The sequence below is a fragment of the Vibrio tapetis subsp. tapetis genome, assembly GCF_900233005.1.
In the GTDB taxonomy this organism is placed as follows: domain Bacteria; phylum Pseudomonadota; class Gammaproteobacteria; order Enterobacterales; family Vibrionaceae; genus Vibrio; species Vibrio tapetis.
In genome coordinates, this window is sequence record NZ_LT960612.1 from 83,553 (window position 1) to 106,815 (window position 23,263).

Here is a 23,263-nt window from a genome sequence, read left to right on the forward strand (position 1 = left end):
TATCACTCGTTCTTCCAACAAGGCTCACGCTTATTCAAAAACGCATTAACGCCTTCCGTTTGGTCTTTCGTATCGAACAAATTGACAAACAGTTCCCGTTCTTTAATCAAACCATGTTGTGAAGGCTCACGCCTTGTATTCTGAATTAAGGTTTTGCACGCAGTTACCGAAGAGGGCGACTGATTCGCAACAGAAGCTGCTAAATCCATGGCAGTCCCAACTGCTGCTCCCTGCTCAACGACTTCTTCAACAAGCCGTATCTGCAATGCTTGATTACCATTCACTTGCTCACCACATAATATGATTCTCTTTGCCCAACCTTCGCCGACTAATCGTGTCAAATTTTGCGTTCCGCCAGCACAGGGCAATAGCCCGACTTTAGCTTCTGGTAGCGCCAATTTGGCCTGTTTCTCTGCTATACGTATATCGCATGCCAAAGCCACTTCCAGCCCTCCGCCCATTGCGTAACCATTGATAGCCGCAATAGACACCCCCCTAAAATTCGACAACATTTCGAACGCCTCGCCAAAGGCTTGTGCCATATCAAAAGCAACGGATTTATCCCCGCTCGCAAACAGCGTCAAATCAGCGCCCGCCGAAAAGAACTTGTCTCCGTGACCGGTTAGCACGAGAGCATAAACATCAGAATTTTGATTTAATGATTCCACCAAATTTTTCAACTCACCAAGACTTTGTTTTGTCCATGTATTGGCAGGAGGGTTGTTCATGGTTACAAGCGCAATATGATTCGATATCTCTAATACTAAGGCATGCTTTTTCAGGGAAGAATCGGGGAAGTTTGGCATGTTTATTTCCTTAATCGTTGTCGTTATAGGACGGCGACTCTGCCATCGCTTTCAAAGTTCTCTAAGAAGCCTAGAGAAGGCGCGCTTCTTCGGCCAACAAACGGCGCGCTATGATCAACCGCATAATTTCGTTGGTGCCTTCCAAAATTTGATGAACACGCACGTCTCGGAAATAACGTTCTAATGGATAATCTTTAATGTAGCCATAACCGCCATGAAGTTGCAGCGCTTGGTCACAAACTCTAAAACCCACGTCGGTTGCAAATCGTTTCGCCATAGCACAATAAGCACTGGCTTCTGGGTCTTGATTATCCAGCTTACTGGCGGCGTATCTCACTAATTGTCTTGCCGCGACAAGTTCGGTTGCCATGTCTGCAAGCTTAAATTGCAGCCCTTGAAACGACGCTAAGTCTTTGCCAAACTGTTGTCTTTGCTGCATATATTCAGTCGCATCATTGAGAGCTTGTTGCGCTGTCCCTATCGAACATGTCGCAATATTGATCCTGCCACCGTCGAGCCCTTTCATTGCAAGGTTGAACCCTTCACCTTCTCGCCCTAACAGTTGGCTTTTCGGTACGACGACGTGATCAAAAGTGATGCTTCGAGTTGCTTGGCTATTCCAGCCCATCTTTGGCTCTTTGCGGCCAAAACTGATGCCCTTACTATCAGCTTGAACAACGAAAGCCGATATGCCTTTTGCTCCTTGCTCGCCCGTTCTCGCCATCACAACCAGCACTTGGGTATCACCAGCGCCGGAAATAAACACTTTTGTGCCATTGAGCACGTAGTGATCCTCTACCTTGTTAGCAGAAGTGGTGAGTGAGGCTGCGTCTGATCCCGCATTAGGCTCGGTTAAACAATACGACCCCAACCATTCTCCTGAGATAAGTCGTGAACAAAAAACGGCTTTAGCATCATCGGTGGCATAGCGAGACACCATCCAACTCACCATATTGTGAATCGTCATATATGCCGTGGTCGAGGTACAGCCCATCGATAATTGCTCAAAAATAATCGATGAATCTAAACGAGATAAGCCGAGGCCGCCCTCCTCCTCACCGGTGTAGAGGCTCAAAAAACCAAGACCACCCGCTTGTCGGATAACGTCTTTTGGAAAGTGTTCATCTTGATCCCACTTTGATGCCATTGGCGTCAAGTGTTCTTGGGCAAATTGGTAGGCAACATCCGCAAAGGCGCGTTGATCTTCATTCAATTCAAAATCCATCTCACTCCCCTCCAACTTCAATGGCAATAGCGGTTGCTTCTCCACCACCAATACATAAGGCTGCAATTCCTCGCATCCTTCTTGGCTCATCGTTACCGCTCATGGCGATACCTTGGCTCTGTTTATATCGCAAGGCATGTATCAAGCTCACGATAATGCGCGCGCCACTTGCCCCAATAGGGTGCCCGAGTGCACAGGCTCCACCATTGACATTCACCTTTTCGATATCCAACTTGAGTTCTTGCACCGCTATTTGAGTCACCACTGCAAACGCTTCATTGATTTCCCAAAGATCAACGTCGTCGATAGACCATTGTTGCTCCTTAAGCAGTTGTTCAATGGCGAATACAGGCGCGATTGTAAATTCGCTAGGGCTCCGAGAATGAGTGGTATGGCCAACAATTTTTGCTAGCGGTTCGAAGCCCTGTTGTTTGGCGTGCTCTGCGTCCATTAACACAAGCGCCGCTGCGCCGTCAGAAATGGAGCTGGCATTAGCGGCTGTAATTCGGCCATTCGGAGAAAATGCAGGGCGAAGAAGAGGGATTTTATCGGATTTTATTTCTCTCGGGTGCTCATCAAACGCTAACACGGGGTCATCTTCTCCATAGGTAGAGACAACAGGTGCTATTTCATTTTTAAATCGATGGTTTTGCTGCGCATCTAACGCTCTGTTTAACGACAACAAGGCCCATTGATCCATCTCATCTCGACTAATATCGTATTTCTCAGCGATACTATCCGCATACACTCCCATCAGTTCATTACTGTAAGCATCTTGTAAACCATCGAGAAACATATGGTCAAACGTTGTTTTGTGGCCAAGGCGTAAACCCGATCTCGCGTCCTTAAGCAGATACGGAGCGTTAGTCATGCTCTCCATGCCACCAGCCAAAGCGCCTTTTATCCGCCCCGACTGAATTAAGCCATGAGCCAACATCACCGACTTCATGCCCGAGCCGCATACCTTGTTAATGGTTGAACACCCGACCGAGTATGGAAGCCCAGCCCCGATGGCCGCTTGGCGTGCCGGAGCTTGACCACAGCCTGCAGGTAAGACACACCCCATGAAGACTTCTTGAATCATATCTTTGGCTGGAGAGCCGTCGGGAGACAAATCATGGAGAACTGATTGAATGGCGACCTGGCCTAATTGAGGCGCAGTGAAATCTCTCAGCAGACCTTGAAAGCTGCCAATAGGCGTTCGTTTTGCAGCTACAACCCAAATGGTTTTATCCATGGCTTTGCCCTCATTAACGATATGTATATTTGTTCCGACCTACCTTGACGTTTACGTAAGCATAGCACTAACATTTACGTTAACGTAAAGAAACAAAAAATTAACAAGCAAGTCAGCATCGAGGAACGGATTTATGGAAACGTTCAAAATTAGTGAGCTTGCCAATGAGTTTAATGTCACGACCAGAAGCATTCGATTTTACGAAGACATGGGGCTCATCCACCCAGAACGACAAGGGAAGATCCGCCTCTACCAACGCCGAGATAAAATTAGGCTCAAGCTTATTCTCCGAGGTAAAAGACTGGGTTTATCCCTAGCGGAAATTGGCGAATTGCTGGAACTGTACGACACCAATCAAGGTGAAGTTCAGCTAAAGAAAATGCTTGAAGTCATCGATGGCAAACAAGCGTTACTGCAACAGCAACTTGATGACATCAACGCCGTTATGACCGAGCTTGATCAAGCACGAGAACGATGCCAGCAAGCGCTGGGAGGTTCGACAAACTCGGCAACGATCTGATTTGTATACAACCTGATTGGTTTAAAAGATATGGGAGGATTTATGAAAAGTGCGTTTTCTCCACTCAACTTTGCGCAAGGTGAAACCATCGACATGCTTCGAGAGCAAGTTAACGGCTTCGCGCTGCAATACATCGCCCCTATTGCTGCCGAGGTTGATGCAAACAACGAATTTCCAAATCATCTTTGGCAAAAATTCGGCGATATGGGGCTACTGGGCGTCACCGTTGCAGAACAATACGGCGGAGCAGACATGGGGTATTTAGCCCATGTGGTAGCGATGGAAGAGATCAGCCGCGCTTCTGCATCGGTTGCCTTAAGCTATGGTGCACATTCAAACCTCTGTGTTAATCAAATCTTTCGTAATGGAACCCCCGCACAACGCGAAAAATACTTACCCAAACTCATCGATGGTCGCCACGTTGGCGCATTAGCCATGAGTGAGCCAAACGCCGGTTCCGACGTTGTCAGCATGCAGCTCAATGCCACCTTTGATGGTTCAGATTACGTACTCAACGGAACCAAAATGTGGATCACTAACGGGCCGGATGCTCACACCATCGTTGTCTACGCGAAAACAGATCCTAACGAGAAATCTCATGGAATTACGGCGTTTATTGTTGAAAGCCAGTTTGAAGGGTTCAGTCACGCCCAAAAGCTCGACAAACTCGGCATGCGTGGTTCCAACACCTGCGAACTGGTTTTTAACAACTGCAAAGTACCGCAAGAAAATGTTCTCGGCTCTGTCAATCACGGTATTGAAGTACTAATGAGCGGGTTAGACTACGAACGAGTTGTATTGGCGGCCGGCCCCCTTGGCATCATGCAATCTTGCCTAGATCTGGTTATCCCTTACGTACATGACCGAAAACAGTTTGGCCGCTCTATCGGTGAATTTCAGTTAGTACAGGCCAAAGTCGCCGATATGTATACCCGCACCAACGCCGCTCGTGCCTACCTTTATGCGGTTGCGGCGGCGTGTGATAGAGGAGAGGCAACCAGAAAAGATTCTGCTGGGGTTATTTTATACGCCGCTGAGTTGGCGACTCAAATGGCTCTGGACGCCATTCAGTTACTGGGCGGGAACGGCTACATCAATGAGTTCCCTGCAGGGCGATTGCTGCGCGACGCAAAGCTGTATGAAATTGGTGCAGGTACTTCGGAAATCAGGCGTATGTTGATTGGCAGAGAGCTATTTGAAGAATCTCGTTAGATCAACTCCAACTCTGTCCATAACCCTCAACACAAAAAGGAAGAGTCATGACGATTATTCAAACGAAAGCCAAGCCAAGTGATCCGCACTTTATCGCTAATGAAAAAGTCATGACAACCATGTTAGAGAACCTTCAATCTAACTTAGATGTGATCAAACAAGGTGGCGGCGCAGCGGCAATAGAGCGCCAAAAGGCCAAGGGAAAACTTCCCGTTCGTGACAGAATCAACAGCCTGTTAGACGACGATTCTTATTTCCTAGAAATAGGCCAATTTGCTGCGTGGCGCGTGTATGAAGCCCCCCTTCCTTGCGCCGGTGTTGTGGCAGGCATTGGGCGAATTAACAAAATTGAATGCATGATTATCGCTAACGATCCATCTGTGAAAGGAGGCACCTATTACCCACTCACCGTAAAAAAACATCTGCGAGCGCAAGAAATTGCCGAGGGATGCCATCTTCCTTGTGTTTATTTGGTCGATTCTGGCGGCGCTAACCTCCCCCACCAAGATGAAGTATTTCCTGATAAAGAGCATTTTGGCCGAATTTTTTACAACCAAGCGCGTATGTCTGCCAAAGGCATTCCTCAAATCGCCGTGGTACTGGGTTTATGTACAGCAGGTGGCGCTTATGTTCCTGCGATGGCCGATATTTCAATCATTGTTAAACAGCAAGGCACCATCTTTCTTGCGGGACCACCGCTTGTCAAAGCCGCGACAGGTGAAATCGTCACAGCAGAAGCATTAGGCGGCGCCGATGTTCACTGTAAAAAGTCTGGTGTCGCAGATTATTACGCCAACAGTGAAGCTCATGCGCTAAACATTGCAAGGCAAGCCATCAGCAGTTGCAACCAAACACCAACCCGTACAAAAGCCCACTCTGTCGTTCCCCCGCGATATGACGCTAAAGAAATATACGGCATCGTTAACGCCGACTTGCGCCACTTATTTGATGTACGAGAAGTCATCGCTCGGGTGGTCGACGATTCAGACTTCGACGAGTTTAAAGCATTATACGGACAAACATTGGTGTGTGGTTTTGCCAAATTGCATGGAAACCCGATAGGTGTTGTTGCCAATAACGGCATCTTATTTTCTGAATCGTCTCAAAAAGGAGCTCATTTTATTGAGCTATGCGCTAAGCGAAAAATCCCGCTGCTTTTCTTACAAAATATCACCGGATTCATGGTTGGTCAGAAATACGAATCTGAAGGCATTGCCAAACATGGCGCGAAGTTGGTCATGGCCGTGGCGTGTGCTGACGTTCCCAAATTCACAGTCATCATTGGCGGATCTTATGGAGCAGGAAACTACGGGATGTGTGGCCGCGCCTATAACCCAACAATGATGTGGATGTGGCCAAACGCCCGAATTTCCGTAATGGGGGGGGAACAAGCAGCAGGCGTAATGGCGCAAGTTAAACGCGACATCAAAGAAAGGACAGAGCAAATCTGGAGCGAACAAGAGGAAGCCCAGTTTAAGCAACCGATCATCGACCAGTATGAACAACAAAGTCACCCATTTTACGCCAGTGCGCGCCTCTGGGACGACGGGATCATCGACCCCAAAGACACCAGAGAAGTGGTTGGATATGCACTCGCAGCAGCATTACGCGCCCCTATTCCAGAAAGCACATTCGGTATTTTCCGTATGTGACCTGGTTATAGATGAAAGGAAGCTCACCATAATAAGGAGATCAAATGATTAATGAGGCTGAACAAGTAAATCATCGTGCCGAAGACGTGCTGTGCCAAATCGATAGCAAAGGGGTTGCTTCGCTCACACTCAACCGCCCGAATAAATTTAACGCATTCGATGATGTGATTATCCATCAACTGCTAGAACATCTTCAAGCGCTCGCCGCGAACCCTGCTGTTCGCTGTCTCATATTACAAGCCAATGGCAAGCACTTCTCTGCCGGAGCCGATCTATCTTGGATGCAGTCCATGGCCAATAAATCGAAGGACGAAAATCAACAAGACGCGCATAATTTGGCACTGCTTCTCCACTCGTTAGATACCTTTCCACACCCAACCCTTGCCGTTATTCAAGGTAGTGCTTTTGGTGGAGCCCTTGGCCTTATCTGTTGTTGCGATATGGCCATTGCTTGCCAAAGTGCCCGATTTTGCTTAAGTGAAGTAAAGCTTGGTTTGATCCCTGCGACGATTGGGCCCTATGTGAATAGGACAATCGGAACCCGTCAAGCACGACGTTATATGCTTACGGCCGAAACCATCAGCGCTAACCGAGCGTTGAAGCTGGGGATCATACACCGACAAGTTGAGGCTCACGGCCTAACCCGTCAACCTTCCACCCCCATCAGCCAGTTTATTGATGCCATACTCGCTCATAGCCCAAATGCCTTGACTCAAACCAAACAGTTATGTGCCCGTTGTTACGCACACCCCATTGATGACGAGCTAGTCAGCCATACCAGTCAGCTTATTGCTGATGCACGAGCATCCAAACAAGGGAAGGAAGGCTTGAGTGCATTTTTTGACAAGCGACCACCTAAATGGTCTTCCGATGAGTAATCCGCTTCCCGACAGCGCCAACTGCTTGCTAGCTCAGGCATCTGAGATTACAAGCAGATTGCCAAACCATGTTCGCATCGTCGAAATGGGAGCTCGTGACGGTTTGCAAAACGAAACCAAAACAAGCACCGCAGCCAAAATTACTTTGATCAATCAACTTTCAACAACCGGGTTAACCCACATTGAAGCCGGTTCATTTGTTTCTCCTAAATGGGTGCCACAAATGGCCGACTCTGATCAGGTTCTGCAACGAATACATCGAGCACCCAATGTGGTTTATTCGGCATTGACGCCTAATTTACAGGGGTTAGACAAAGCCATTGACGCAGGTGTCGATCAAGTTGCTGTATTTGGTTCCGCATCTGAAGGGTTCTGCCAACATAATATTAATTGTTCGATTGCCGAGAGTTTTGAGCGTTTTGTTCCACTGATTAGCCGAGCCAAACAACACAACATTCCCGTTCGAGGATATTTATCATGCGTGATGGATTGCCCTTACGATGGTTCAACCGACCCCAAACAAGTCGCCCGCATTGCAAAAGACATGATTGATCTTGGTTGTTTTGAGATCTCCCTTGGCGACACCATCGGGACGGGAACCCCATTGCGTACGGCTAAAATGTTAGAAGCGGTGTTATCTCAGATACCGAGCCAGAATGTCGCGGTGCATTTTCACGACACGTGGGGTCAAGCTCTCGCAAATATTTATCAGTCACTGATGATGGGCATTAAGGTGATCGACAGCAGTGTTGCGGGATTAGGAGGTTGCCCCTACGCACAAGGCGCGGCTGGAAATGTCGCAACCGAGGATGTTCTGTATTTATGTCATGAACTCGGTATACATACCGGCGTCGATTTGATCAAAGTCGCGAAAGCGGGTTGGGAAATAAGCCAACAACTTAATCGACAGCCCAGCTCAAAAGTCTCTCTGGCACTTTATGCACGATCTTTACGCAACTCGTGATTGATACAGCGAATTTACACCGGACAGGCACCTTAAGCCACGGACACCATAAGCCAAGCCCCATAAATCATAGGAATTCATTATGTTTGAATGCACCATCGAACCTCGCTTTACGGATACCGACGCATTAGGTCACATTAGCAATACCGCATTTCCTATTTGGTTCGAACACGCTAGAACACCGATATTCGAGATTTTTCACCCAAGCCTCGATGTAAAAACGTGGCCTTTGATCATCGCCCGTATTGAGGTTGATTTAACAGCCCAGTCTTATTGGAACAAACCGATAACCATACGCACCACAATCGGAAAACTCGGCAACTCTTCTTGCCAAGTTGTGCACACTGCGTGGCAAGACGGCGTCGAGGTGGCATCAGGGATCGCCGTACTCATTTATTTTGACTACAAAAGCAAAACTTCAATCGCAATACCCGATCACATACGTACTCAGCTATTGGCTATTTAACGCTCACAGGTACGACAAACAAGCGTAACAAACCTGCGCTTAACAGCCTAAACCTGTTGAGTAAGGGTCAGTCGCTTTTAGGCTTATCTTCCGTTTTCACGGCGTAATAAACGCTACCGACACTGAGAAGTAATAAAAGAAGTGGAATAGCAGCCGCGGTGGCTTCAGTCCAAGGGAGATCCGCAAAACTTTTAGCTAAAATAAGGTGTCCAAAGATCAATAAAAAAGCACCCACAATCGTGACGGCTAGAAGTCTTAACTCGTGTTTTGTTTTTGTCGTTTTCATGGTGAGAACCCCGTGATTAAATGAGTTCCCATTTCAACATGCTAGCAACTGTTACACGTAGAACAGATTTGGTGATAAAAAACAGAACAGTTTGTTTTATGCGTGACCTAACAATCTGAAGTTCCAGTTTTCGACCTCATTGGTTTCTAGACGGATCATGACTTTACTCATCCAACTGTCTGACAATCTAATTTGTTGTTTTAATTTCTCTAGCCCGTCTTTATTAAGTGGGTCACCAAAAAATGCATCACAGACTTCACGTACAGACATAGCATTGGTTGGGCGTTCTACCAGTTCTAAAGGCGCGCTGTTACTAACCATACCAGGCGTGATAACACGGTATAACCAGCCACAACGGCTAATGTCTTGCATGCCAACAGATAACCCTTCGACACCCCACCGCTTATTCAGCTTGAAGCACGGGGAACGCGGCTGGCTCACTTCGATAACGGCCTCGCCCCATTGATAACGGTCCCCAATACATACCGTGTCTTCTGTCATGCCTTTAGAACTCATGTTTTCTCCCATTCCCGGAGCCAACCAGTTCATACCGTCGCCATACTTTTCTTTCCAGTAAGCATAGTGTTCAACGGGGTATTGATGTAAAGCTCGCTCGACACCGCCATGGTGCTTTTGATCGGCGCATTGATCGCCTTCCAAACCTAAAAGTGACAAAAATACCTCGCCTTCAATTGGGCTTTTATCAATCGCGGTTTCTAAGCCATAGTTGCGTTGAACCTTTCCGCGATAAATCTCATTTAAGTAGATTCTGTTTGTCATGTTTGTCTTCCTTTTTTCAGAACCCTAGCAATTTTAATTACCTAGGTAAACCAGTGCTGAAGAGATTTATAAAACACTCATCTTTTGTGCCAATTGAGCGAGTCGTTTAATGGCTTCAAGAATTTTACCTTCACATGAGTACGAATAATTAATTCGGATATGTCTAGTGTGGCTTTTCTGGCTACTGAACAAAGTACCCGGTGCAATGGCCACTTGCTCGTTTAATGCCTGCTCATAGAAAACGGAACAGTCGAATTCCCGGTCAAACTCTAACCAAAAGAAATAACCGCCCCCAGGGTCTGTAATACGAACTGATGCTGGGAAGTACGCTTTAATGGCCTCATGCATCTGATTTTTACGTTGCTCTAATTTACGTCGAAGTTTTCTTAAATGAGCGTCATATGCGCCGTATTGTAGATAATGGCTTATCCCTAACTGGATCGGCACGCTGGTCGACAAGGTCGACATCAATTGTAATCGTTGTATTGCTTCGCTGCGATCCCCCGCGACGACCCAGCCTAACCGAAACCCGGGTGACAAACACTTAGAAAACGACCCACACAGCAACACGTTATTATGTTGATCGTAGGTTTTGGCTGGTTTTGGTTTTTCTGCATCAAAATACAGCTCTGCGTACACATCGTCTTCTATCATTGCCACACCGTGTTTGTTCAGTATCTCGACCAACGTCTGTTTGTTAGGCTCCGACATACAGTAACCCAACGGATTTTGGAAATTAGTCATCAACCAACAGGCCTTAATGGGTAGTTCGGTAAGTGCCTCTTCGAGCGCCGATAGATCAACCCCCTTAGTTGGGTGCGTCGTAATCTCTACTGCTTTGAGGTTGAGCCGCTCTATCGCCTGCAGCGCACCATAAAAGGCGGGGCTTTCAATGGCCACGAGATCGCCTGGCTCGGTAACCGCTTGTAGGCTCAAGCTTAAGGCTTCCATCGCACCAGACGTAATTACGATGTGATCAGGAGAAACACTTAAGCCCTGCTGGGCATACCGCTGGGCAATGCTCCTGCGCAAACTATCGCTACCCGGCGGCATGTTTAATATGGCGCTATTGCCGGGCATATTTCGACTGGCGCTGGCCAGATTTCTCGCCAGTGCTTGTTGCGGAAAAAGGGAAGGGTCAGGAAAAGCCGAACCTAATGGGATCACATCCGGTTGCTGATTTTTCTTCAATACATCAAACAACAAGTCGTTGATGTTAACGTCGCTGACTTGCGCTGGAACGATAGATGTTGAAACAGGCTCAGAGTGCGACGCTATCAAGTCCTCTATTTGAGGTGCAACGAAGTAACCTGACTGAGGTTTAGCAACGACCCAACCTTGGCTCTCCAGTAATTGATAGCTTTGTAACACGGTTGAAATACTGTATCCGGTACTCTTACAGCTCATCCTTACTGAAGGGATTTTATCGCCTGAACGCCACACTTTTTGAATGATCTGTCGTTTGAGGTCTTTCGCGAGTAGTTCATAGCGCGTCATTGCAATGCCTTCCACCGTTCCTTGGCCAGACACTGTATCACCAGATGTTGCGCAGTGGAAATCCGTCAGATACCGTTTTTATCGGCACTCAAATTGGCCTGTTCACTTCCCCTACCGAAACGAGGTAATCTTCGGTTTAGTCTTTGTTAATATTACGAAAGAAACCAACGTGCAGGTTGCTATTTTTCTGTTTGGGCGTATGCTTCCGCGAGATCTATATTATGTGTCATTTCCTTCACACTTACCCTGCAAATGATCCACAAATCATTAACGAGATAAAGAGACAAACATGCGCGGAGAACTCTATCTATTTGTTGCAACCATATTGGCCGCTATCGGCTGGATTGCATCAAAAATGGTTATTCAAGACGTACCGGGTGACGCATTCATTGCCACACGATTTTTGCTAGCAAGCTTAATTCTTCTCCCTTTCTGCTATAAGGCCATCATCAAATTAGGCCTAAAACGAATTGCAGCATCTTGTGGTGTCGGCCTCTTCTTGGCGGTCTCGCTGCAAGTCTGGATCTACGCCTTATCAATAAGTGATGGTTTATCAGAAGGTGCGTTCATTATGGCGCTCGCGATGATCATTGCGCCAATGACCGCGTGGATACTGTTTCGTAGCCGGCCAAACCGAGCGTTCTGGTTTGCTTTACCAATCAGTATTCTCGGCATGGGGTTACTTACGTTAGGCAATGGCTGGCATGTAGAAAAAAGCCAATTATTGTTCCTACTCGCCTCAGCCCTGCTGTCTGTTCATTTTGTATTGAACAAAAGAGTCAGTGCGAGTGTCAAACCGTTAGTGACCATCACCCTGCAATTATTTACGGTAGGCGCCGCTGGCACCATATTCGCTTTACTTAGCGGCACTGCAGAATTTGAAATCACTAATCAAACGATCTTTTGGTTCACAGTTTCAACGCTTGTTGCCACCTCGATTCGCTACCTATTGCAAACCATGGGGCAATTTACAGTCAAAATTGAAACCGCGTCGTTATTGATGATTCTTGAACCGGTGTGGACCATGATCATGAGTTTCACCATGCTCGGTGAGCAATTGGATGTGAAGAAAGTATTAGGCGGTGGCGTAATATTACTGTCTTTATTTGTGTATGTTCGTTTTGCTCAAATTCAGAAAATGCTTGGCTTTCGTGCCTAGCTTCTCTTTCGTGCTTAACTTGCCTTTCGCACTTTAGGAGCATGACGTCTGTTTGTTTGTGGTTCTGCCGGAAATACAAACTAAGTTGCCAATAACAGAGCAAGACGCAATGCAAGATAAGGACTAAGCTAACCATTATTGAATCAATCGAACCGTTAACAACGCAAATCCCTAGCCATTGCTTGTCCTACCATTAGGCGCTATCTTAGCTGGTAGAATAAATATGTATTTTTAATGTCTGTTTGGAAAATGAATGAAAACCCGTGATAAAATCATCTATGCAAGCCTAGAGCTATTCAATAAGCTCGGTGAACGTTCAGTTACAACCAACCATATCGCGGCACACTTAGGGATAAGTCCAGGCAATCTTTATTACCACTTTAGAAATAAAGAAGACATCATTCACTCCATTTTTGAAGAATATATCTGTTACATGGATGAGTCATTTTTACCTGCCTCTGAAGACACGTCTGCAGCTGAAACCTTACGACAATATTGTGACCAGATATTCGATAGTATTTGGCGATTTCGTTTTTTTCACGCCAGCATGCCAGACATTCTACTTAAAGACGAAAACCTGCATCAAAAGTACTTAGGCGCCCATAAACAACTGAGTGAACGCGCCCAAACCTCACTGTATAGAATGAGAAAAGAAGGCGTTATTGCCATCGACGACGACGCCATTTACGACCTAGTAGAACTGATGCGTTTGGTGGCTGGTTTCTGGCTTAGCTCATGGATGGCAAATACTCGAAATCAAGAAATTTCACGTGCGGCTGTTTATCAGGGAGTATTAAAAATGATCGCCTTGATGAGCCCTTACGCGACCCCCGAGGGCAAACCTACGCTTGATGCTCTTAAAGCTAAATACGAAGAATTGAGAGTCAGTCACGAAGAGCACACTTTAGACGCTGCGCAAGGTAAAGCACCTCTTAATTCCTACCGGACCGACCAACGTTCTTTAGTACGACGTTATGACGAACTATTCGGCAAAGAAGACTAAATCCTCTTCACTCGAATTATATTAAAAACGCCGATAATCTGAATAGATTATCGGCTTTTTGTTATTAACGCGTTTTATTATCCGCACTCATCGTTAACACGCGATGATTTCTTTAATCGTAAATTCTTTTCCTCCTAACAAACCCCATTCTGCACTGTTGCATTCAGGGCAATGAGACCGATGTTTAATCACATTAAACACATGGTGGCATTGCTTGCACATGGCATTCGCAGGCAGAATTTCGATCTTCAATTTGGTTTTTTCAAGTGCTGTTCCATCGACCGCGGCAGGGTAGCACTCTTCAATAAACCGAGGGATCATTGATGAAAGTTCACCAATTTGCAGAACAATGGTGTCGACCTTGGTTACGCCATTATTACGGGCAAAATTGGTCACCGTTTTTGCCACTTCGATCACTACTCCGAGTTCGTGCATACCCTTTCCCTCTTTTTATGACCGTTAATTGCCCATAAAGAACATCGATTTAATGCGTTTAATCGGCTTATTAACCGCAATTCTGACTTTACGCTTTAGGGTATATTTTATGATGGTTTTCTTTGCATCACGCAGGTCTACGCCTTCCGCGTCGTAGGCTCTAACTAGGGATATCGCTCCAAACTTACATTGAGTGGTACACGCACCACAGCCTACACACATGAATTCATCAGCGGTTGCGACGCCGCAACCTAAACATCGCTGGGTTTCAATTTTGACTTGGTCTTCGGTAAAAGTGTCACGCAAATCTTTAAACGTGGTTTTGGCTTTCCTTCCATCGACATGGCTGACCATCTGTCTGTGGCTATTATCATACCCCGCGAGATTTAAGCTTTGCTTTTCAAAAGATCGATAGTTTCGATTGATGCGCCCTAGTACCAAACTTTGACCATGTTGAACAAAACGATGAATCGAAATCGCGCCCTCTTTCCCCTGTGCAATGGCGTCTATCGCGAACCTTGGACCCGTTAATGCATCTCCACCGACAAACACGTCGAGTTCATCACTTTGGTATGTTGTGGCGTCTGCCTGCATGGTATGGTTCGGGTTAAGTTTGATCGCGCTGTCATTAAGAAGTGATCCCCAATCCATTGCCTGACCAACAGAAATCAGCACATGCTCGGCCTCTACTGTTTTGGTTTCACTTTCATCAAAGATCGGGCTGAACTTTCCTGTTTCATCCAATACAGATAAACACTTTTTGAACTCGACCGCTACCACACGGCCGGATTCTGAAATAATTCGAGTTGGTCCCCATCCATTACTAATTCCGATGTCTTCCTCTAGCGCTTCATCTATTTCCTCTTGGTGAGCGGGCATGTGCTCTCTTGATTCCAAACAGAACATTTCTACGCTGTTACTCACGCTAGCGCTAGTACTGCCCAAACGCGTTGCCGTTCTCGCCACATCAATTGCAACGTTACCGCCACCAATCACAATTACGCGACCAGTTAATTGTTTACTGATGCCTAAGTTCACTTCACGTAAAAAATCGACGCCCGTTGTAACACCAACGCTGTGCTCACCGTCGATCCCCAGTAAGCGCCCTGCTTGTGCCCCAATCGCCATGTAAAATGCTTGATAGCCTTGCTCTCTGAGATCGCTAAGACTGAGGTCTTTGCCAATTTCAACACCGGTTTCAAAGTTGACACCAAGCTCTCGGAGCACGTCAATTTCTGCATTGATCACCTCTTTCTCTAAGCGATAAGATGGAATACCAAGCGCAAGCATTCCGCCAAGTACTTTTTGCTTTTCAAACACAGTGACAGCGTAACCTTCAATTGCCAAATAATACGCGCACGACAAGCCAGCAGGCCCACCTCCAATGATGGCTATTTTCTTATCGAAGCTGTTTTTGGGTTTCGGAACAAAGCGAGTCTTAGCATCGAGATCTTGTTGCGCGATGAATTTTTTGATGTCATCGATAGCAACAGGGTCGTCGATATCACCACGAGTACAATCAGACTCACACTTTTTCGGGCAGATACGTCCACAAACCGCCGGGAATGGGTTTTCTCGTTTAATTAGCTCTAGGGCTTCAGTGTATTTTCCTTGGGAAGCGAGTTTGATGTAACCTTGAATGCCGATATGAGCAGGACATTCCGCCTTGCAGGGGCTTGTTCCCCCCTCAAGCACCACCGCTTTATTGGTTCGATAATCAGGGTTCCATTTGTCGGCTCCCCACTCCGTATCGTAAGGCAGTTCGGTTCGTTGCTGCCCGTTGGAAGTTAGGTGCCTGTCCGGTGAATTCTTGCTCGGTGAATTCGGGTGTGTGTCCGATGAAGTGCAGAGCTTGTGGCCCAGTTTTAGTGCGTTGGTTGGGCAGGCTTCGACACACTCTCCGCATGCAACGCACTTTTCTCGGTCAATTTTCACAATGTAGTTAGAACGTACCATGTCTGGATTTTGCCACTGTTCAGCTAACCTCAGGGCAAAACAACCGCACCCGCAGCAGTTACAAATTGCGTGCGTTTTTCCTGATCCGTCCAAATTTGGAATACTGTGCATCAACCCATTGGCTTCTGCTTTTTTGATGACCTCGAGCGCTTCGTCTCGAGTGATTTTTCTACCCCGGCCTGTGCGTACATAATATTCCGCAGCGTGGCCCATCTGGATGCACATTTCTTCCTTTAAATGCCCGCAACCTTCTCCCATCGCTTCTCTTGATGTTCTACAGGCACAGTCAGAAATAGAGAAGATGTCATTATCATTTAGATACTTAGATACTTCTTCGTATGAAACCGTCCTGGTGTCGCCGTCTATCGAGGTTTCAATGGGAATTACCCGCATCGGCCCTGAACCCACAGGGATGTTACCCGCTGCCAATGGGCCTTTTTTCTTACCAAACTCATCAAAAGCAGCGCCTAATTGTGGAAACTTCTGAATAAGATCTTTGTTATTAACGATCATTTCCATGTGCCCGGGAACCCACACATCTAGCCAGTACTTATCTATCCCATCTTTTTCATTAACGAAAGCCGTCCCCGCCACAGCCGACTGCCATAACAGATCCTCTGTTTCTTCTACGCTTCGTCCGCATAGCTGCGCGACTTCAGCGGCGCTTTTGGGCTCCCGCAATGCCAAGCAGAGCGTGACTTCTGCCATGTCTTCCGTAAGAATCGGTTCCAGTATTTTGTACTCTGGATCATCTATTGTTATGCCGGATTTTGAACCTCGTTTTGTTCGGCTAATTTTGTTGGCAAGGTCGAGTACTTTGTCTTTCACTACTCGCGGTTTAGGCTGAATATCCACATCATGATTGTCCAACTTGGTTTTATCTTCCGACATAACTTATTCCTCACCAAGACCTTTCCATATCGCGACTTGGGTACGAAGCCAGTCCGCCCATTCATCAATGCCCTGTCCCGTTTTCGCAGAAATCGGAATCACTTTGATATTTGGGTTCAACCTTGTGACACGCTCAATGACTGCGTTCAAATCGAAGTCAAAATAGTCCATCGCGTCGATTTTATTGATCAGTAATACGTCTACGATTGAGAACATAAGTGGGTATTTTAGTGGTTTGTCGTCCCCTTCTGGCACGCTCAAAATCATGGCATTTTTAGAAGCACCCGTGTCAAATTCGGCTGGGCAAACTAAATTCCCAACATTTTCTAGAATGGCTAAATCGACACCTTCAACCTCCAACCCAGCAAGGCCTTGCTTAGTCATGCAGGCATCAAGATGGCACATACCGCCAGTATGAAGTTGGATGACTTTGGCGCCTGTTTTCGCAATGGTGTGTGCATCGACATCCGAGTCTATGTCCGCTTCCATAATGCCGATGTGCATTTCGTTTTTCAGTGTTTCAATGGTCTTAACTAATGTGGTTGTTTTACCTGATCCCGGAGAAGACATCAGGTTAAGCAAAAACAGTTGCTTCTCTTTTAGCTCCGCTCTCAACAATTCGGCTTGCTTGTCGTTGTTATCAAATACGCTTTCTTTGATTTCCAGTACTTTGAAGTAATTCATACATTGCTACCTTATAATTATTTATCATCGGCGCGCTCAAATGAACTGACCGAATCAATTTTTACCTAACCTAAAAGTGCCAAAAAGAAACCACTTGAAGCGACGACCCCTGCAATGAGCTTTTTGGGCAGGAAGTTGGCAGATTGATAACCAACAAACAAAAGCAAAGACGAACTCAATAGCATGCCAGGGATAAATTGCATAAGAGCTGCTCCGTGCAACTCTGCGCCATGAGCCCAACCGTGAAATAGCACGAGGCCAATAGATATACTCATCAATACGGTTGATAGCGTATTGCTGGTATCACGTGCTTTCCAGATTGTGCCTGCCGCCACAAACGCCGAACCCAGAATTAGGAATTCCAAACCGCTGACCGCGCCAGCAAGTTTCCCGACCATGGTACCCAAGAACATGCTCCCGATGACTCCAAGTACAATTAAAGCCTTACCCTTTTTGGTCGTAGCTTGCTGAGCCACAACGCCCATTGCGAGTAACACCAATAAGTGGTCAAGCCCAAAGATAGGATGCTGAAAGCCCTGTGAGAATGAATTGATTAAACCATGATCCCCAACGTGAGCTAAGGCCGCTTGGGGGGCGAAAACTGCAGCTAATGCTAAAACTTGAATACTGCTCTTTTTCATGTCGCTTTCCTTAATTAAAGTTAAAACCAATAACCTCAGCCATTCATTTTTCTCGCCTTTTTCATTGGTTTTAACTCTGTGTTTCTATCGAGATAAGTCTCTCCATTCGAACCATGGTTCATCCTGTATAGGGTAAAACCAGACGGGCACCGTTTACATCCGATGCCCTCCTGCTTGGCTAACGTTATGAGTTATCAAGCATGTCTTCTTTCAAGTCACTGTCTGTTGGTTTATCTCCTAACCAAATTGACAAGACGGCACGTCGGAACTGCTCACCGGATGTAACCGTCAGTTCCTCACCGTTTTTAAACGCGACAATGCCTTTGGTCGGCACACTCAAAAATGTGAATTGATCCCCTTCTTGGATTGGCTCTGAAAAGGCAGTAATGAAGGTATCAACGCTTTCCTTTATCGGCGAAATATCACCGTTCATCGCCAACTTGAAACCGTCGTATACTGCTTCCGTCATTTTTTCTGACGTGATCATTCCAGACGTAATATTGAGTCGAATCGCAACGGGCTCTTGGACTGCAATAACCTCGGTCGCATTCGACATCACTTTTGGCGTAAACAACGAGCCCACGTAAAGATCCATAAAGAACTTGCTTCTCACACCAGCGCCATTAAAAACCATTTGTGAGCCTTGCAAATCTATGGAGTCTGGAATGCTAACGCCCGATACTTGGGTTTCAGCGATAGCATTGGATGTCATCGCGGCAGACGCCATCAAACACATTGCACTGACGAGTAGAGTTTTCTTTTTCATTCGACTGTCCTGTCTTGTTCTTGAATAATTGAAATAGGAAGTTGGCGCCAATACATCCCATCCGAGGGAGAGCAGTGGAAAGTTTTAAATGCACTAGCGCCGAACATGGTATTAATGAAATAACCTAAAACGCGTAGTTGTATTCCAACCAATAACTATCATCCGTATCATCACTATCATCGGTTTTGTAGTTCATACGAAGATTCTGGTGGCTGTTAATTTGGTACGCGACAGAAATCTCGCCTTCAACATTCGCCATTTGCATGCCGCCTTCTAGTACCTCATCACTCCAGTTTTTACCCTGAATTGCACCTGTATAGCGTGCACTGCCTAACACCCACCAATTATCGTTAATGGTGTAACGGGCATAGGCCATACCCGTCATGATCAAGGATGCGACATCCACGCCACTGCTTCTCAACCCAAGAGCTCCTGCATTAGAGCCAAGTGCAGAACTCGCCAGCATGTCTATGTTGTCTTCAACTACCACGCCCCCCACATACAAAACGGGGAAGATATAGAAATTATCAGTAACCGGAATCGTCATAACCGGGCCTGCTTGAACGGCCGTCATGGTTCCGTAAAATGGGTGGTCACCTATGGATGCATCTACCGACCAGCCTGTACCGTTAGTCGTATTGATGGTTCCGAAACGGAAACGATAAGAGCGCTCGCTTTTTTCGTCATTAAAGGTGGGGACTAAACCATACGTCGGGTGATTGACTGTGCCCGAAAACTTAGGCGACTTATCGCCTTCGTTAAAAACATTTTTAGCTTCAAAGATAATGCCTGTTTTTTGCCCTGAATCTCCCGTTGTTTCAGACAACATTAATTGCCCTTTTAGGTTCATCCCTTCGCTGCCATAGGAAACACCTACTGACGTATATACATCTGTTGGGTTCGACATATCGATATCGCTTTTCTTTTCTTCTGCTGCATTAACAAGTGCAGGAGCCATAGACAAAATAATTGCCATTGCAAGAGTGCTATTTTTCATATTACTACCTATTTAATTCGTTAAAATTTGGACTAAAAGTATTTTTATTAGCATTGATACTGAAGTTGTTATAATTATATTTATTTGTAATTATTTTTATTATTCAACACTAGGCGTGTGACTTGATTCTGCTTGTTTTCCATTTCCCGCTAAAAAATACATATGCGTAGGCCGCGTTAATAATAAAGCTCGCAAGACCTGCCAATAACATTAATTCATCATTTCGTGGCATCATCACGACATTACTTTCGTACATAAACGGACAGCTGAAGTAATACATAAATGAACCGGCCAGAGTAAATGCTCGTGCTTGTAGCCATGTGCCTTTCTTAATAAACATGGCAGGAAGCGTTGCTGCAATTAACACCATCATTTGCGCGGTTGCTGACCCTGGGAAGTTAAGGTAAACAAAAACGATATTCCAAACATCGTAAGCAATGATCCAGAAAGCCGTCATTGCGGGCCACACCATGTCTCGCTCTTTGCTCTTGTCTGCCGCGATCTTCGCCCAGCCAGTTAGGGTTATGATGGATAACACACCACCAATTGCATTCAATATGTTGGCCATGTTGCCCATACTGAAATCTTGCATCACCGCTTCGGAAATATTAATTGCTAGGAAGGCCGCTGCACCGAATTTGGCCCACTTCATATCCCCGACTTTGGTAAATCGTATTAATGTGAATAACGCGGCCGCACCTACCACTGAATATAGTTTTATCCATTTAAACCAATATGTCACACCATAGCTTGACCATAATGGAATCAACACGATAGGCAGCACGAACCAGAATAGATAATTAAGATTTTTGTTTCGACGACACACTTCGTTCAATAACATCAAACCAAACAACACAAACAACACGTGCATGATTGCTCGATACTGATACCATTTATGAATGTTGAACCCGTCGTCTGCAAGAGTGAAACGAAACTGCTCCGAATCCAAGACCTTAATTGTCGCACCATCAAAGTCAGTAATTTCATCTCCCGGGATGCTAGATATACGAATGACATCCCCTTGTTGTACCCAGCGCTGCGTTTCTGTTTTATTGAACCCGCCAGATTGTTTGGTTACCAGCACACTATCGTCTACGCCAAACTCCAAGCGATAAAACAGGCTACCTTCTCCTGGTTTGCCATCTCTCGTTCCTTGCCATATCTCACCCGCAGGCGTGATAGTTGTGGACTGTTCATTAGCAGACACACTACCAACAAAACTCGCGCACATAAGCACAACAGCAATCAGCATACTTATGAATTTTTTACTTATGAGTTTCATAATCGATACTCTCATTGATTATCTATTGGGTGCCCAATTAAAGAGCACCACTCATTTATTAAGACTATGCGTTAACCGCTTTAGCTAAGTGCATAGGACTTTGCTCGGTTTCTGGCGGCGCATTTTTTCCAAATGGAGGCTCGCCTGTTTCGCTTTTTTGTTTCTTGTAGAAATACCAAATAACAAACGGAACGTGCATAGCCAAGTTCGCCACACCCCAGTAATAAAGAACGTTTTCATTTGCCCAACTTGAAGAATCCATAATTGGTGTGAAGATATCGCCATTTGCACGAATTAATATATGGAATGCTAACGTATATACTCTAGCAATAACGTATAACTCAGGACGGCCTTTAATTAATGGGTAAAGCTCTGCTGCCATCAAGATACAGAATGATGAAGCGAAATAACCTGGATTTTCTCCAAACACAAATGCTAAGTTCCAAGTTGTATATAGGAAGTTCCATGCAGCTGTTGAATAAAACAGTAAGTCGTGTGGTGAATCTTTGCTTATTATCCAATAATTCCTCTTTCCGTTCTTATATCGAGGGAACGGAATAGTAATACACAAAATGACGCCACAAATTGCATTCATATAGTTTGCTGTTGCGAAGTCTTTTGCGGTTGCTTCTGCAATGTTCAAGAATAAAACGGCATAAAGGACTTTTAGAACCCAATCGCCCCTAAAAAACTTCAGTACTCTATTTGGGTTATCGTGATAAAGCCACGCTAACCTCGCTCCCCCAACCACAATTGCTGTTGGAATTAACACACTGACGGTTTTAACCCAACGAAACCAACCGTCCAAATGTTCAGCCCACATCGGGGCGGTAAGTAGTGAAAGTAACCAAAAGGCTGCGGTCAGCCTCGGCGTTCGTCGCATTGCTTCAACCAAAACGAGCAGAATTAAAATGTAACCACTCATTGAAACAACATATTGCATCATGGGAATTTCCATAGCCCCTCCAAAAGTTTATCAACATGTCAAATTCGTTCATTTCTACTTTGCGTAGAAATTAATAGAGCAATAACTTTAAGTTAGATTATTTACTCTAAACTAGAGCTATTACTCTAGATCTGAAATGTGATCTTTTATGTGCTCCAGCTCATAAAACAATCCCATTAAAATTGTGGGTATTGGTTTTGTTTATAAATCGTGAACTTTGTCTCATTACGGCATGCATGACCGCCAGATAAGTCACATTTTGCAATACTTAATGCTTAACTGGGTTATTTCTGCGTGATGTTAGGCTAACGATTTAATGTTACTTAGGTAAATAAACTTAACAAGTTGCTGTGCTGTGGTTGGCGTAAAGCTTTAGTATCTAGGAAGAGGTGGAGGTGGCACTTCACTAAGTGGAATAGGTGAAGTGCTGGCGCTAGCGGTTAAAAAGAGACATTTCGGTGGTTAAGAGATCTCTGTTAATGTGGTTATTGATTACTTTTCAAATTGATTTAGCCATAACTTTAAATATTGATCTAATTCTGTAGACGACTCTAAAGACAAATCCACTACCAATTCATGCTGAATTTGAACATAGTGCTGCATCATATCATCGATCAATTCGAATCCATCTTTCGATAATTCAACCGAGACACTGCGCCGATCTTCTTTGCTGTGACAACGCATAATCAACCCTTTCGATTCGAGTTTGTCTAAGCGATTGGTCATGGCACCAGAGGTTAGCATCATAGTATTCATTAACGCTGATGGTGTTAAGCGATGAGGACACCCACTTCTTCTCAGTGTTGCCAATACATCGAACTCACCCATTTTCAAATCATAGCTTTTGTGAAATTCACTCAACTTCGTTTCAATGTGTTTGGACAATCGAAGTAAACGCCCAATCAACGCCATCGGCTTCGTTTCAAGCTCTGGTTTTTCAATTGCCCATTGCCCAATAATTTTATCTACTGCATCCATGA

23 protein-coding genes are annotated in these 23,263 nt (G+C 45.5%); 8 read left to right on the forward strand and 15 right to left on the reverse strand.

Going from position 1 to position 23,263, the window contains the following annotated elements:
• Window positions 1-2 precede the first annotated feature (2 nt).
• From VTAP4600_RS17570 to VTAP4600_RS17580, 3 genes are all read right to left on the reverse strand, one after another.
• Window positions 3-806 (reverse strand): enoyl-CoA hydratase, encoded by an 804-nt coding sequence (locus VTAP4600_RS17570; protein WP_102524108.1) that lies wholly within the window; start codon window positions 804-806, stop codon window positions 3-5.
• Between the two features lie 70 nt (window positions 807-876).
• Entirely contained in the window at window positions 877-2,031 is a 1,155-nt protein-coding gene (locus tag VTAP4600_RS17575; RefSeq protein WP_102524109.1) for an acyl-CoA dehydrogenase family protein, read from the reverse strand.
• Window position 2,032: 1 nt separating this feature from the next.
• The gene (locus VTAP4600_RS17580; protein ID WP_102524110.1) at window positions 2,033-3,268 is read right to left on the reverse strand and encodes a thiolase family protein; all 1,236 of its coding nucleotides are present in this window, start codon (window positions 3,266-3,268) and stop codon (window positions 2,033-2,035) included.
• Window positions 3,269-3,401: 133 nt separating this feature from the next.
• Here VTAP4600_RS17580 and VTAP4600_RS17585 point away from each other — a divergent pair, with 133 nt between their 5' ends.
• The 6 genes from VTAP4600_RS17585 (at window position 3,402) to VTAP4600_RS17610 (ending at window position 8,960) form a co-directional block, all read left to right on the forward strand.
• Window positions 3,402-3,788 carry a MerR family transcriptional regulator gene (locus tag VTAP4600_RS17585; protein ID WP_102524111.1) on the forward strand — a complete coding sequence of 129 codons (387 nt, stop codon included), beginning with the start codon at window positions 3,402-3,404 and terminating at the stop codon, window positions 3,786-3,788.
• Window positions 3,789-3,830: 42 nt separating this feature from the next.
• The gene (locus VTAP4600_RS17590; RefSeq protein WP_102524112.1) at window positions 3,831-5,000 is read left to right on the forward strand and encodes an isovaleryl-CoA dehydrogenase; all 1,170 of its coding nucleotides are present in this window, start codon (window positions 3,831-3,833) and stop codon (window positions 4,998-5,000) included.
• A gap of 47 nt (window positions 5,001-5,047) precedes the next feature.
• Window positions 5,048-6,652 (forward strand): carboxyl transferase domain-containing protein, encoded by a 1,605-nt coding sequence (locus VTAP4600_RS17595; RefSeq protein ID WP_102524113.1) that lies wholly within the window; start codon window positions 5,048-5,050, stop codon window positions 6,650-6,652.
• Between the two features lie 44 nt (window positions 6,653-6,696).
• The gene (locus tag VTAP4600_RS17600) at window positions 6,697-7,530 is read left to right on the forward strand and encodes an enoyl-CoA hydratase-related protein (RefSeq protein ID WP_102524114.1); all 834 of its coding nucleotides are present in this window, start codon (window positions 6,697-6,699) and stop codon (window positions 7,528-7,530) included.
• Complete coding sequence (locus VTAP4600_RS17605) at window positions 7,523-8,494, forward strand: hydroxymethylglutaryl-CoA lyase (protein ID WP_102524115.1); 972 nt, start codon at window positions 7,523-7,525, stop codon at window positions 8,492-8,494. Before VTAP4600_RS17600 ends, VTAP4600_RS17605 begins: the two co-directional genes overlap by 8 nt.
• A gap of 82 nt (window positions 8,495-8,576) precedes the next feature.
• A complete protein-coding gene (locus tag VTAP4600_RS17610) occupies window positions 8,577-8,960 on the forward strand; it encodes an acyl-CoA thioesterase (RefSeq protein WP_102524116.1) in 384 nt (127 codons plus the stop codon).
• A gap of 67 nt (window positions 8,961-9,027) precedes the next feature.
• Here the strand turns inward: VTAP4600_RS17610 and VTAP4600_RS17615 are convergent, their stop codons facing one another.
• The 3 genes from VTAP4600_RS17615 to VTAP4600_RS17625 all read right to left on the reverse strand — a co-directional run bounded on the left by VTAP4600_RS17615 (window position 9,028) and on the right by VTAP4600_RS17625 (window position 11,523).
• Window positions 9,028-9,246, reverse strand: a complete 219-nt coding sequence (locus VTAP4600_RS17615; protein ID WP_102524117.1) for a hypothetical protein — start codon at window positions 9,244-9,246, stop codon at window positions 9,028-9,030.
• A gap of 96 nt (window positions 9,247-9,342) precedes the next feature.
• Window positions 9,343-10,026, reverse strand: a complete 684-nt coding sequence (locus VTAP4600_RS17620; protein ID WP_102524118.1) for an MOSC domain-containing protein — start codon at window positions 10,024-10,026, stop codon at window positions 9,343-9,345.
• 66 nt (window positions 10,027-10,092) lie between these two features.
• The gene (locus tag VTAP4600_RS17625; RefSeq protein WP_102525432.1) at window positions 10,093-11,523 is read right to left on the reverse strand and encodes an aminotransferase-like domain-containing protein; all 1,431 of its coding nucleotides are present in this window, start codon (window positions 11,521-11,523) and stop codon (window positions 10,093-10,095) included.
• Window positions 11,524-11,812: 289 nt separating this feature from the next.
• On the opposite strand from VTAP4600_RS17625, the gene VTAP4600_RS17630 reads away from it, so the two are divergent.
• Both VTAP4600_RS17630 and VTAP4600_RS17635 read left to right on the forward strand, forming a co-directional pair.
• Window positions 11,813-12,682, forward strand: coding sequence for a DMT family transporter (locus VTAP4600_RS17630; RefSeq protein WP_102524119.1), 870 nt, complete (start codon window positions 11,813-11,815; stop codon window positions 12,680-12,682).
• 253 nt (window positions 12,683-12,935) lie between these two features.
• Complete coding sequence (locus tag VTAP4600_RS17635; RefSeq protein ID WP_102524120.1) at window positions 12,936-13,685, forward strand: TetR/AcrR family transcriptional regulator; 750 nt, start codon at window positions 12,936-12,938, stop codon at window positions 13,683-13,685.
• A 93-nt stretch (window positions 13,686-13,778) separates the two neighbouring features.
• On the opposite strand, the gene VTAP4600_RS17640 is transcribed toward VTAP4600_RS17635, so the two are convergent.
• From VTAP4600_RS17640 to VTAP4600_RS17680, 9 genes are all read right to left on the reverse strand, one after another.
• Window positions 13,779-14,120, reverse strand: coding sequence for a hydrogenase maturation nickel metallochaperone HypA/HybF (locus tag VTAP4600_RS17640; RefSeq protein ID WP_102524121.1), 342 nt, complete (start codon window positions 14,118-14,120; stop codon window positions 13,779-13,781).
• A 24-nt stretch (window positions 14,121-14,144) separates the two neighbouring features.
• On the reverse strand, window positions 14,145-16,967 hold the full coding sequence (locus tag VTAP4600_RS17645) for an FAD-dependent oxidoreductase (RefSeq protein ID WP_102524122.1): 2,823 nt from the start codon (window positions 16,965-16,967) through the stop codon (window positions 14,145-14,147).
• Window positions 16,968-16,970: 3 nt separating this feature from the next.
• Complete coding sequence (hypB, locus tag VTAP4600_RS17650) at window positions 16,971-17,651, reverse strand: hydrogenase nickel incorporation protein HypB (protein WP_102524123.1); 681 nt, start codon at window positions 17,649-17,651, stop codon at window positions 16,971-16,973.
• A 65-nt stretch (window positions 17,652-17,716) separates the two neighbouring features.
• Window positions 17,717-18,292 (reverse strand): HupE/UreJ family protein, encoded by a 576-nt coding sequence (locus tag VTAP4600_RS17655; RefSeq protein WP_102524124.1) that lies wholly within the window; start codon window positions 18,290-18,292, stop codon window positions 17,717-17,719.
• 184 nt (window positions 18,293-18,476) lie between these two features.
• On the reverse strand, window positions 18,477-19,058 hold the full coding sequence (locus VTAP4600_RS17660; protein WP_102524125.1) for a chalcone isomerase family protein: 582 nt from the start codon (window positions 19,056-19,058) through the stop codon (window positions 18,477-18,479).
• 124 nt (window positions 19,059-19,182) lie between these two features.
• Window positions 19,183-20,055 carry a hypothetical protein gene (locus VTAP4600_RS17665; protein WP_102524126.1) on the reverse strand — a complete coding sequence of 291 codons (873 nt, stop codon included), beginning with the start codon at window positions 20,053-20,055 and terminating at the stop codon, window positions 19,183-19,185.
• 109 nt (window positions 20,056-20,164) lie between these two features.
• A complete protein-coding gene (locus tag VTAP4600_RS17670; RefSeq protein ID WP_102524127.1) occupies window positions 20,165-21,337 on the reverse strand; it encodes a DUF5692 family protein in 1,173 nt (390 codons plus the stop codon).
• A 64-nt stretch (window positions 21,338-21,401) separates the two neighbouring features.
• Window positions 21,402-22,295 (reverse strand): hypothetical protein, encoded by an 894-nt coding sequence (locus VTAP4600_RS17675; RefSeq protein WP_102524128.1) that lies wholly within the window; start codon window positions 22,293-22,295, stop codon window positions 21,402-21,404.
• A gap of 480 nt (window positions 22,296-22,775) precedes the next feature.
• Window positions 22,776-23,261, reverse strand: coding sequence for a MarR family winged helix-turn-helix transcriptional regulator (locus VTAP4600_RS17680; RefSeq protein WP_102524129.1), 486 nt, complete (start codon window positions 23,259-23,261; stop codon window positions 22,776-22,778).
• Window positions 23,262-23,263: the final 2 nt, after the last annotated feature.

Excerpts from the sequence above, each read along its gene's own strand:
- VTAP4600_RS17670 (WP_102524127.1), bottom strand. The coding sequence starts at position 21,337 with ATGAAACTCATAAGTAAAAAATTCATAAGTATGCTGATTGCTGTTGTG.
- VTAP4600_RS17575 (WP_102524109.1), bottom strand. The coding sequence starts at position 2,031 with ATGGATTTTGAATTGAATGAAGATCAACGCGCCTTTGCGGATGTTGCC.
- VTAP4600_RS17600 (WP_102524114.1), top strand. The coding sequence starts at position 6,697 with ATGATTAATGAGGCTGAACAAGTAAATCATCGTGCCGAAGACGTGCTG.
- VTAP4600_RS17645 (WP_102524122.1), bottom strand. The coding sequence starts at position 16,967 with ATGTCGGAAGATAAAACCAAGTTGGACAATCATGATGTGGATATTCAG.
- VTAP4600_RS17635 (WP_102524120.1), top strand. The coding sequence starts at position 12,936 with ATGAAAACCCGTGATAAAATCATCTATGCAAGCCTAGAGCTATTCAAT.
- VTAP4600_RS17660 (WP_102524125.1), bottom strand. The coding sequence starts at position 19,058 with ATGAAAAAGAAAACTCTACTCGTCAGTGCAATGTGTTTGATGGCGTCT.
- VTAP4600_RS17665 (WP_102524126.1), bottom strand. The coding sequence starts at position 20,055 with ATGAAAAATAGCACTCTTGCAATGGCAATTATTTTGTCTATGGCTCCT.
- VTAP4600_RS17585 (WP_102524111.1), top strand. The coding sequence starts at position 3,402 with ATGGAAACGTTCAAAATTAGTGAGCTTGCCAATGAGTTTAATGTCACG.
- VTAP4600_RS17605 (WP_102524115.1), top strand. The coding sequence starts at position 7,523 with ATGAGTAATCCGCTTCCCGACAGCGCCAACTGCTTGCTAGCTCAGGCA.
- VTAP4600_RS17630 (WP_102524119.1), top strand. The coding sequence starts at position 11,813 with ATGCGCGGAGAACTCTATCTATTTGTTGCAACCATATTGGCCGCTATC.
- VTAP4600_RS17655 (WP_102524124.1), bottom strand. The coding sequence starts at position 18,292 with ATGAAAAAGAGCAGTATTCAAGTTTTAGCATTAGCTGCAGTTTTCGCC.
- VTAP4600_RS17625 (WP_102525432.1), bottom strand. The coding sequence starts at position 11,523 with ATGACGCGCTATGAACTACTCGCGAAAGACCTCAAACGACAGATCATT.
- VTAP4600_RS17580 (WP_102524110.1), bottom strand. The coding sequence starts at position 3,268 with ATGGATAAAACCATTTGGGTTGTAGCTGCAAAACGAACGCCTATTGGC.
- VTAP4600_RS17675 (WP_102524128.1), bottom strand. The coding sequence starts at position 22,295 with ATGGAAATTCCCATGATGCAATATGTTGTTTCAATGAGTGGTTACATT.
- VTAP4600_RS17620 (WP_102524118.1), bottom strand. The coding sequence starts at position 10,026 with ATGACAAACAGAATCTACTTAAATGAGATTTATCGCGGAAAGGTTCAA.
- VTAP4600_RS17640 (WP_102524121.1), bottom strand. The coding sequence starts at position 14,120 with ATGCACGAACTCGGAGTAGTGATCGAAGTGGCAAAAACGGTGACCAAT.
- hypB (WP_102524123.1), bottom strand. The coding sequence starts at position 17,651 with ATGAATTACTTCAAAGTACTGGAAATCAAAGAAAGCGTATTTGATAAC.
- VTAP4600_RS17680 (WP_102524129.1), bottom strand. The coding sequence starts at position 23,261 with ATGGATGCAGTAGATAAAATTATTGGGCAATGGGCAATTGAAAAACCA.
- VTAP4600_RS17615 (WP_102524117.1), bottom strand. The coding sequence starts at position 9,246 with ATGAAAACGACAAAAACAAAACACGAGTTAAGACTTCTAGCCGTCACG.
- VTAP4600_RS17570 (WP_102524108.1), bottom strand. The coding sequence starts at position 806 with ATGCCAAACTTCCCCGATTCTTCCCTGAAAAAGCATGCCTTAGTATTA.
- VTAP4600_RS17610 (WP_102524116.1), top strand. The coding sequence starts at position 8,577 with ATGTTTGAATGCACCATCGAACCTCGCTTTACGGATACCGACGCATTA.
- VTAP4600_RS17590 (WP_102524112.1), top strand. The coding sequence starts at position 3,831 with ATGAAAAGTGCGTTTTCTCCACTCAACTTTGCGCAAGGTGAAACCATC.
- VTAP4600_RS17595 (WP_102524113.1), top strand. The coding sequence starts at position 5,048 with ATGACGATTATTCAAACGAAAGCCAAGCCAAGTGATCCGCACTTTATC.